General features: G+C 46.4%; 8 protein-coding genes. 7 read left to right on the forward strand and 1 reads right to left on the reverse strand.

Going from position 1 to position 9,381, the window contains the following annotated elements; genetic code table 11:
* The first annotated feature begins 190 nt into the window (after positions 1 to 190).
* From ACP5D0_RS08735 to ACP5D0_RS08765, 7 genes are all read left to right on the forward strand, one after another.
* Positions 191 to 586: a DUF6447 family protein gene (locus ACP5D0_RS08735; protein WP_472365332.1), complete on the forward strand. Its 396-nt coding sequence runs from the start codon at positions 191 to 193 to the stop codon at positions 584 to 586.
* Positions 587 to 1,130: 544 nt separating this feature from the next.
* Positions 1,131 to 2,582, forward strand: a complete 1,452-nt coding sequence (locus tag ACP5D0_RS08740; RefSeq protein ID WP_472365334.1) for an undecaprenyl-phosphate glucose phosphotransferase — start codon at positions 1,131 to 1,133, stop codon at positions 2,580 to 2,582.
* A 49-nt stretch (positions 2,583 to 2,631) separates the two neighbouring features.
* Positions 2,632 to 3,957, forward strand: a complete 1,326-nt coding sequence (locus ACP5D0_RS08745) for a TolC family protein (protein ID WP_472365336.1) — start codon at positions 2,632 to 2,634, stop codon at positions 3,955 to 3,957.
* Positions 3,958 to 4,028: 71 nt separating this feature from the next.
* Positions 4,029 to 5,741: a type I secretion system permease/ATPase gene (locus ACP5D0_RS08750; protein ID WP_472365338.1), complete on the forward strand. Its 1,713-nt coding sequence runs from the start codon at positions 4,029 to 4,031 to the stop codon at positions 5,739 to 5,741.
* Between the two features lie 18 nt (positions 5,742 to 5,759).
* Entirely contained in the window at positions 5,760 to 7,190 is a 1,431-nt protein-coding gene (locus ACP5D0_RS08755; protein ID WP_472365339.1) for an HlyD family type I secretion periplasmic adaptor subunit, read from the forward strand.
* Positions 7,191 to 7,338: 148 nt separating this feature from the next.
* Positions 7,339 to 7,611, forward strand: a complete 273-nt coding sequence (locus tag ACP5D0_RS08760) for a ComEA family DNA-binding protein (RefSeq protein ID WP_472365340.1) — start codon at positions 7,339 to 7,341, stop codon at positions 7,609 to 7,611.
* A gap of 74 nt (positions 7,612 to 7,685) precedes the next feature.
* Positions 7,686 to 8,540, forward strand: coding sequence for a DNA ligase (locus tag ACP5D0_RS08765; protein ID WP_472365341.1), 855 nt, complete (start codon positions 7,686 to 7,688; stop codon positions 8,538 to 8,540).
* A 58-nt stretch (positions 8,541 to 8,598) separates the two neighbouring features.
* Here the strand turns inward: ACP5D0_RS08765 and ACP5D0_RS08770 are convergent, their stop codons facing one another.
* Positions 8,599 to 9,246 (reverse strand): protein-L-isoaspartate O-methyltransferase family protein, encoded by a 648-nt coding sequence (locus tag ACP5D0_RS08770; protein WP_472365343.1) that lies wholly within the window; start codon positions 9,244 to 9,246, stop codon positions 8,599 to 8,601.
* Between the last annotated feature and the right edge of the window lie 135 nt (positions 9,247 to 9,381).

Raw genomic sequence — 9,381 nt, forward strand, 5'->3', positions numbered from 1 at the left:
TTTCTTCTTGATTGCACAAGCATTATATTCCCAGTTGGCCGTTATCGTGGATGCGTTCTCGAAACGAAGAACGCCATGCCCGAAGGAGTAAATCGAGAAAATTTACTTGTGAAACAAAAGTTTTGTGTTGTTTTAGCACAAATTTATGAAACATTCAGACTATGTTGGTAACAGAAAAAAGGAGATTTGCATGGCAAAAGTCACAATAGATGATGTGGAATATCAGTTGGCAGATTTGTCCGATGAGGTTAAGAATACGCTTCAGTCGATGAATTTTGTGGATAAGAAGATTGTGGATTTACAAATGGAGCTAGCGGCAACAAAAACGGCACGTAATGCGTATGGTCGTTCGTTGTCGGAAAATTTGCCCGACCAACAAACCGAGTTGGATGAAAATGTTTTACGCATTGATGATAAAAAATATTTATTAAGTGATTTGTCTGATAATGCACGTGGTCAGGCGGCTTCAATTCGATTTTGTGATCAGCAGTTAAGTCGCTTGGAAAGTGAGTTGGCGATTGTGCAAACAGCACGCCAAGCTTATGCGAAAGCCGTTCGTGAGGGACTTAATAATCAAAAGCATTAATTTGCGGGAGATGAATACACCTCGTTCTGACTCGCGTCTGTGAGTCTTGAGTCCTGTCTTCTAACCCGATCGATATTTGGCGGTCGGGTGTTCTTTTTTGCCCCTTTTGCATTATTCGGTTTGTCTCTTAACCCGAAAATTTTATCAATTTGCGTTAAGATCATGCAGGATATTGTTTTCACAAGGGAATTTTCGATTAAGCGCCGTATTCGCGATTACGAATGACTGAGAAAATATTTCTTGTAAAATCAAAGGGTAAGCGATAGAGCGCATAATTTATGAAATTTTCGGGTTGAAACTACTTTTATGATGTTTTCTACGTCTATTTTGAATGTTCATTAAGGGGGCAATATGTAATATTGAATAAAAGTGTGACAAATGTCACATTTTTGAGGGTATAATTCGTCTACAATACTCAGCTTGAGTTCAAGAGTGTTGTTATTTGGGCGTAATGAATGAGTGTTTTTAAATGTGTTTTGCGGGAAAGCTTGAGTTTAGGCTTAAGCCATGGTCTTAGGCATTGAATTAGTGATTAGGTTGTTGAGTGTTTAAAGCTTTTTTGCATCCAGATAAAGCTTCGTTTGTCTGGCTACACCGTTTTCTGGATCTTGCCGTGACGGCCGTGCTGTTTGTGTGGTTGTTCGGTTCAAAGATGGTGCTGGACTCATTGTGGCTGGCGATGTTTGCAATGGTGTCCGGGATGACTTTTGTGGTGCTCGCTCAGGTGTCGGGCATTTATCAAAATTGGCGCGGACGACCGTTTTTTGCCAGTATAAAAATGGTGCTGGTGGCATGGCTCTGGACTTGGCTCCTTTGGCTGGCATTGATGTTTGTATTGTCTTCTTGGGCTTTATGGCCAAAGGATATGGTGCTTTTGTGGGGCGCTTTGACTCCATTGGTATTAATGTTCTATCGTTTGGTAATCCGCAGGGTCTTGATCGTTTATCGTGCGCATGGTGGTAATAGTAAAAATGTGGTTATTGTTGGGCGTAATGCCTTAGCGGAATCATTGGCAGAACGGGTTGTGCATGATGCGGGGCTTGGATATAGGCTGTTGCGATTTTATGATTCGGATCCGATTTCTGGGACAGAAATCCAATCCGATTTTTACACGAATAATTTGACTCGATATGACGGAACGGAACCGGTGATTGTGCCGTTACAAAAAGCCAATTTGAAAGCAGATATTCATCGTTTGAAAGTCGATGAAGTTTATTTGTGTTTGCCTGTGGAGCAGATGACGCAGATTAAATCGTTACTGGAGACTTTATCGGACACATCTGTTGTGGTGAAGTATGTGCCGGATTTGTTTGTTTTTGACTTGCTTCATGCCAAAGTGACCGACATCAGTGGCATTCCCGTGCTGGGAGTATTTGATTCGGCCTTGACGCATCCGTTTGCACAATTTATCAAGCGTGTAGAGGATGTCGTGATTTCAGTCGTGGCTTTGGTTGTTTTTGCTCCTTTGATGCTGGTCTTAGCTTTTGCGGTTAAGGTTTCTTCTCAAGGTCCGGTGCTGTTTAAACAGCGTCGTTATGGTTTGAATGGCCGTGAGATTTCTGTGTATAAGTTTCGGACTATGTATTGCGATGCATGTGAAGATAATCCTGCAGATTTGGTTCAAGTGCGAAAAAGAGACCCGAGAGTGACGCCAATAGGTCATATTTTACGGCGATCCAGTTTAGATGAATTGCCGCAATTCTTTAATGTAATTCAGGGGAAAATGTCGGTGGTGGGGCCGAGACCTCACGCAGTGGCGCAGAACGAAGTTTATCGCAAACTTGTTCCGAAATACATGCAGCGCTATTTGGTTAAACCGGGAATAACTGGATGGGCACAAGTGAATGGTTGGCGTGGGGAAACGGATTCGTTAGATAAAATGTGTAAGCGCGTTGAATTTGATTTGCATTACGTTCGCAATTGGTCACTTTGGTTTGATGTGAAAATTATTGTGATGACATTTTATAAAGGTTTTTTGCATCAGAATGCACATTAAAAATTTTGAGTAATTTAAGTTTACATTGGTTCAGTCTGAGAGGTGGATTTTGCGGTTAAGTGTTTGGATTGTCGGTGGTTTGTTGTTAAGCGCTCAAGCGTTGGCGCAAACAGAGAAAGTGATTCCGTCTTTGTCGTTGGTGGATACCTATAAAACCGCCTTGGTGTATAACCAGTCGTTACTGTCAAAGCAAAGTCAGTTGGATTCTGAAAAAGAAGCGATTGACCAGGCCTGGTCAGAAGTCTTGCCGAATTTGTCGGTGAGCGGTCATTACGGCTATGGCGAGTATTCGACGGATTTTCTTAAAAACGAGTCGGATAATTTTAATCGTCGTGGGGTGAATTTAAGTCAACCATTGTTTTCGTATCGTCGTTTTCAGGGTATTACGAAAGCGAATGAATCGGTGCGCAGTGCAGAGTTGGAGTTCAAGCGTGCGGCCTTTGACACAGGCTTAGAGGCGATTGAAGCCTATGTTGATGTGTTGGAGAGCATCACGATGGTGGAGATTTCAACTCAGGAAGTGGCGGATCATGAAATAAAGATGGAACGCTTGGAAGCGATGCTGGGTCGGGGGATGGCTACCAAAATGGATATGCTGGAAACCACGTCAAAGTATGACGAGCTGAAGGCGAGTTTGTCAGCGGAAAAAACCCGTGCTCAGGTGGTTCGTAAGCGGTTGGAGCAACTCATTGGGGTGAAGTATGACAAGGTTGAGCCTGTTCCCGAAGATATGTGGGAACGTACCGAGTCGCTTTTGAAGAAAACGGACTGGGTGGCGGATGCACGCGAGCATTCTATTTTGATTCTGGCGGCGCGTCAGCGACTGGATGAGGCGCAGGCAGATGTGGAAGTGCAGATCGGCGAGTATTGGCCGGAAGTAACGGCACGTGCAGAATATTATGATGCCGACAGTTATGAAAATTCGATCACGGAAAACGCTAAGGTTTTAGTGGAGGTGCGTATGCCGATTTACGAAGGGGGGCGTACCAATTCTCGTGTGTCGGCTTCACGCAGTATGGTACAAAGCGCACGACATAATGTGGAAGATCAACTGTATTTCGTTGAGGTCAAAACCGAGGAGTCGTTGGCGAACTTACAAGGTTCTTACGAAAATATTCTGGCGTTTGAAAAGTCGCTGGTGTCGGCCGATGCGTATCTGGCCGCGGCGGAAAAGGGTTTAATGTACGGTTTACGTGGTGTTTTCGATGTTTTGGAAGCGAAAACCCGTATGTATAATGCGCAGCGCAAACTGAATGCTGAGATTTTTAAGAATTTAAAATCGCAATTTGAACTCTTGTATTTGATCGGAAAATTTGAACCGTCGGATGTGGAGACTTATATGACGGATCCGGTTGCGGTTGTTAAGGGATATTAGTCTTGTCTGCGGGCAGAGCGTTGGAACGAAAAAATGAACACATCTGAATTGTTGGGAGTGGTAGAAAGCAGATGAGAAATCAGGAAACGGAAAAAACCGAAGTACAGAAGGCGTTATTGAGTGTCAAACATTCGTTTGTCAGCATTGGCGTATTCAGTTTCTTTATTAATATTTTGATGTTGGTGCCGGCACTGTACATGTTGCAGGTATACGATCGTGTGGTCACCAGTCGCAGTGAAGAAACCTTAATCATGCTGACGTTGATTGTGGTGTGGTTGTTTATGACAATGGGCTTTTTGGAGTTTATTCGGGCTCGTATACTGATTCGGGTGGGTAATCGTCTGGATCAATATTTAAATGTCAATTTGTTTGCATCCATGTTTTCGCGTTCGGTCAAGGAGCCGGGTAAGGATTCGGCTCAGCCCATTAATGACATGAATAATCTGCGCCAGTATATGGCGGGTAACGGTCCGTTTGCGTTTTTTGACGCGCCTTGGTTGCCGATATACATCGGTATACTGTTTTTGTTCGATCCTTTGTTCGGGATTTTCGGTATCGTGGCCGCGTTGACTCTATTTACGATTGCCGTTTTAAACGAACGTTCGACCAAAAAATTGCTGGAAGAGTCCAACGGCGAAAGCTTGATGTCAGTTAATTACGCTTCGTCTTGTTTGAAAAATGCGGAAGTGGTTTCGGCGATGGGGATGGAGTCGAACCTGAAGGATCGTTGGTTGCAGCGTCATCTCGGATTTTTGAAAAAACAAAGTGATGCCAGTGACCGCGCCAGTATTTATTCGAATATTTCTAAAAATTTGCGTTTGATGTTTCAATCGCTGATCTTGGGGTTAGGGGCTTGGTTAGCGATTAATAATGAAATTACCCCGGGCATGATGATTGCCGGTTCGATTATTTTGGGACGTGCTTTGGCACCGCTTGACTTGCTGATCGGTTCTTGGAAAGGTTTCGGTTCGGCACGTTCGGCCTACAAGCGCTTGTCTGAATTGTTTGAAGCCTACCCACCTAAACCCGAAACGATGGCGCTGCCTGACCCAGAAGGGCATTTAAGTTGTGAGGGTGTAATGGTGGTGCCACCGGGGGCTCAAGCGCCTTCCGTTAAAGGTGTGACCTTTGCCCTGAACCGTGGCGAGATTTTGGCTGTAGTCGGGCCGAGTGCCGCCGGTAAATCTTCATTAGTGCGAGCTTTGTTGGGGGTTTGGCCGCTTTTAGCCGGTAAGGTGCGTTTAGATGGTGCCGATATTCACACCTGGGATAAAAATCATTTGGGGCAATATATTGGGTATTTGCCACAGGACATTGAATTGTTTTCGGGGACGATCTCAGAAAACATCAGTCGTTTCGGTCAGCTGGATCCGGATTGGGTGGTGCGAGCCGCAAAAATGGCGGGTGTGCATGAAATGATCTTACGCCTACCTCAGGGATATGACACAGTTTTGGCCAGTGGTAATGCCGGTTTGTCTGGTGGACAACGCCAGCGTATCGGCTTGGCACGTGCTTTGTACGGTAACCCGAAACTGGTGATTTTGGATGAGCCGAATTCCAATCTGGATGAGCAGGGTGAAAAGGCTTTGTCGGATGCCTTGACACAGTTAAAAGACAAAGGGGTGACGGTGGTGTTGATTTCTCACCGTAAACAGGTGTTGAAGCTGGCGGATAAGGTGTTGCTGATGGCGCAAGGCGAGCTGAAAGGCTTTGGTGAGCGTGACGAAGTGTTGTTGGCGCTGCAGAATGGCCAAATTTCTCTTACCAATCAAAATCGTTCTTAGGAATTCTCAGGAAGTAGTATGTCAGATAACCGTTTGAAAAAAGTTGCAGAAAAGACCGATGTGACCGAGCCGTTGCAAGGTGACGTGGTCGCCAAAAAACACGAGCCTTCCGATTTTGACTCGCTGGCACTCAAAAAGCAGGATGACCTGCCGGATATTCCGACCAGTGACGGCTTTTATCGTCGCTTTGGTTGGATTATCTTGCTTGTTGTCTTTGGCGGTATGGGGGTTTGGTCGGCCATTGCCCCCCTAAGTAGCGCTGCGGTGGCGCCGGGTGAAGTGGCGGTCGAAACCAATAATCTTACCATCAGTCACTATGAAGGTGGCATCGTCGATGAAATCGACGTTAAGGAGGGGTCGCATGTGGAAAAAGGACAGGTATTGTTGCGCCTGTCCCCCACGCAAGCTTCATCAGAGCTGGCTTCGGTTCAAGCACGTTTGAATGAAGCCTTGGGAATGGAAGCCCGCCTGAAAGCCGAAAGAAGCATGGCGGATAAAATCGTATTTCCCAAAGCCTTGCTGGCTCAAAAAGACAATCCCGATGTGGCGGAGTTGATGTTGGGGCAGCGCGAACTGTTTAAGGCCAACACCGAGTCGCTGAATCAAGAGCTGGCGATTTATCGCAAGAAAGTCAAGGCGCTGGAGCAGCAGATCAGCGGCCTGGAAAATGTGTTGGTGAGTTTGGACAGTCGCATTGCCTCCTATCGCAAAGAAGTAGTGGACTGGGAAGCCCTATTCAAGGAGCAGTTTACCGACAAGGTGCGCTTGGAGCAGATGAAGCGTGACTTGTCGCAATTGGAAGGTGAAAAGGCCTCCAATGAATCGGAAATTGCCCGCTTGAGAGTACAGATTCAGGAGACGCAAGCTGAATTGGTGTTGCGTAAGCAGCGGTTTTTGCAGGAAGCTGTGGCGGAGTTACGCCGTGTGCAAACCGAAAAGTTGGATTTAATGTCGCGCAAAATCACCCTGCTTGATCGTTTAAACCGCATTGAAATTACCGCTCCGACCAATGGGTCGGTAAAAGGTTTGGAAGTGCACACGGTCGGCGGTGTGGTGCGAGCCGGTGAACCTTTGATGGAAATCGTTCCAGACTCGAAGAGTTATGTTGTTGAGGTGCGTGTCTCCACTTCGGATATTGATCGGGTGCATGTTGGCTTGCTGGCAGACGTGCGGTTTTCCGCCTTTAACACCCAGATGACCCATGTCATTGAAGGGGAAGTCGTGCACCTGTCACCGGATAGTTTTGAGGATAAACAAAATGGAACCAAATATTTTGAAGCCAAAATCCTCATTACCGAAAAAGGCGTTGAGCAGATGAAAAAGGATGGATTGTTCATGTTGCCAGGTATGCCTGCAGAAGCGATTATTCAAACCGGCGCACGTACTTTCTTTGGCTATCTGGTCAAGCCGATTGCGGATATGTTGGTGCGTGCCTTTAATGAAGACTAATGCTCTCATTAAAATGAGTAATACGTCTTAAATAATTTTTATACGTAAAACTCAATATTCTGTCAATCTGGGTGCTTTTTAGGCTATTATAAAGACGCATAATTTTGCGTAATCTTTGATTTTAATAGCTTAATCTTAGGAAGATATTATGATGACAAAATGGATGACGTTGGTATTGGGTTTGTTTTTTTCCGCTATGGTTTTGGCGGCCCCTGTGAATATAAACACCGCTTCTGCAGAGCAGATTGCGGAGTCTTTAAACGGTGTGGGTGAGGTCAAGGCCAAAGCGATTGTGGATTATCGCAAGGCGCATGGTGATTTTAAATCGGCAGACGATCTGCAGAACGTAAAAGGAATTGGCGCCAAATTAGTGGATAAGAACCGCGCTGATATTTTATTGGTCAGCTCAAAACTGCAGTAATACATGACTTTTAATAAGCTTAAACATGAACGGAATTTTATTCTTCGCCGTTTCATAAGTGTGGTGGAGACAAAATGACGTGCAGGTGGTTGCTTGGGAGGCTTTTTAGCCTCCTTTTTAGTTTTTGGGTGGTGGCGGTTGCGAATGCGGCGGAGCCGCCCGAGCTGTTTTTACCGAAAGTCTATCATCAAGGGCAGCCAGTGGTCGGCTGGTTGATGAGTGAAAAACTGGATGGGGTGCGTGCCTATTGGAATGGTCGCTCATTGCGAACCCGCGGTGGGCATGATATTGCCGCACCAGATTGGTTTCTCAAAGGCTGGCCACCGTTTGAATTGGATGGTGAGCTCTGGACGAAGCGGGGAGATTTTGAAAACATCGTATCCATTGTGCGTCAGCAACAGCCTGACACGCGCTGGCAACAAATTTCCTTTCAAGTCTTTGAGGTTCCAAATCAGCCAGGCGGCTTACTGGAGCGGTTAGCGGTATTGAAGGCTTACCTTACATTACACCCGATTAAACAGTTGCAGCTCATTGAGCAAGTACCTGTTCGCAGTGAAGTGCATTTACAAACCGAACTGAAGACCAAGGTTGATAAGGGGGCTGAGGGGCTGATTTTACGAGCCCCTAACCGTCCTTATGAGACAGGTCGTACCGTTTCGGCGTTGAAGGTGAAAACCTATCTGGACGATGAATGTCGTGTTGTGGCCTTTACCGCGGGAAAAGGCCGGTTGACTGGAAAAGTCGGTGCCTTGGTTTGTGAATGGAAGGGTCAAAAAAATCGATTGGGAACCGGTTTGACGGATCAACAGCGAACCCAGCCGCCCCCGCTGCATTCCTGGGTAACGTTTAAGTATTATGGCCTTACGAGCACCGGCAAACCACGGTTTCCGGTTTTCTTGCGTGTGCGAGACGACGCAGACTTAAACTGAAGGGAGCGGATGGGCGCGCCTGCGCAGAGTGCGCTGACGCTGGGTGTTGCTCTGGTGTTTAGAATGCGAAGGTGTCTTTCGGTTCGGCATGCACTAAGTATGGGATGCAGGTCTCGAATAAGGTTTCACTTTCCCATTCCGACTCACTGATGCGGGTATAGACTTCCGCTGTCATCACCGGTTTCTGGCCATGAATAACCGCCAGACGCCCGCCTAAATTCAGTTTGTTTTTATACGCTTGGGGTGTTTCTGTGACCGCACCGGTAATAAGGATCACGTCGTAGCTTTGGGCATCCTGCCAGTCCTGGCTGGCATCCCCTTGTTGAAAGGTGATGTTATTGAATGACTTGAGTCGTTCTTTTGCCTGGGATTGCAAACTGGGGTGGATTTCAACGGTGGTTACGTGTTTGACCGCTTTGGCCAGAATGGCCGTGGTGTAGCCGGAGCCGGTGCCGATTTCCAAGGCGCTTTCGTTAAAAGAAGGGTCAAGAGCCTGCAGCAGTCGTGCTTCAACGCGCGGTGGTAACATGGTCTGGTTTTCGCCAATGGGCAGTTCAATGTCACTGTAGGCTAAGGCTTGCTGGGCTTCGGTAACAAATTCATGGCGAGGGGTTGTCATGAAAAGTTCGAGAATCTGCGGGTCGAGCACGTCCCAAGGGCGTATTTGTTGTTCCACCATATTAAAGCGGGCTTGTTCTAAGTTCATGAATGTTCCTTCTAGAGTGAAATCGGATTTCTGTGGAAAAACGGACGCATCCGCTGTCACTGAATCGCTCATTAATGATGTTAACCCGAATGTTTCATAAATTTGTGCTGAGATTGCGCAGAGCATTGGTTTCAC

The organism is Hydrogenovibrio sp. (genome assembly GCF_049975065.1).
Taxonomy (GTDB): domain Bacteria; phylum Pseudomonadota; class Gammaproteobacteria; order Thiomicrospirales; family Thiomicrospiraceae; genus Hydrogenovibrio.

Coding starts and splice junctions, on each gene's coding strand:
- ACP5D0_RS08735 (WP_472365332.1), top strand. CDS start 191: ATGGCAAAAGTCACAATAGATGATGTGGAATATCAGTTGGCAGATTTG.
- ACP5D0_RS08750 (WP_472365338.1), top strand. CDS start 4,029: ATGAGAAATCAGGAAACGGAAAAAACCGAAGTACAGAAGGCGTTATTG.
- ACP5D0_RS08755 (WP_472365339.1), top strand. CDS start 5,760: ATGTCAGATAACCGTTTGAAAAAAGTTGCAGAAAAGACCGATGTGACC.
- ACP5D0_RS08760 (WP_472365340.1), top strand. CDS start 7,339: ATGATGACAAAATGGATGACGTTGGTATTGGGTTTGTTTTTTTCCGCT.
- ACP5D0_RS08765 (WP_472365341.1), top strand. CDS start 7,686: ATGACGTGCAGGTGGTTGCTTGGGAGGCTTTTTAGCCTCCTTTTTAGT.
- ACP5D0_RS08770 (WP_472365343.1), bottom strand. CDS start 9,246: ATGAACTTAGAACAAGCCCGCTTTAATATGGTGGAACAACAAATACGC.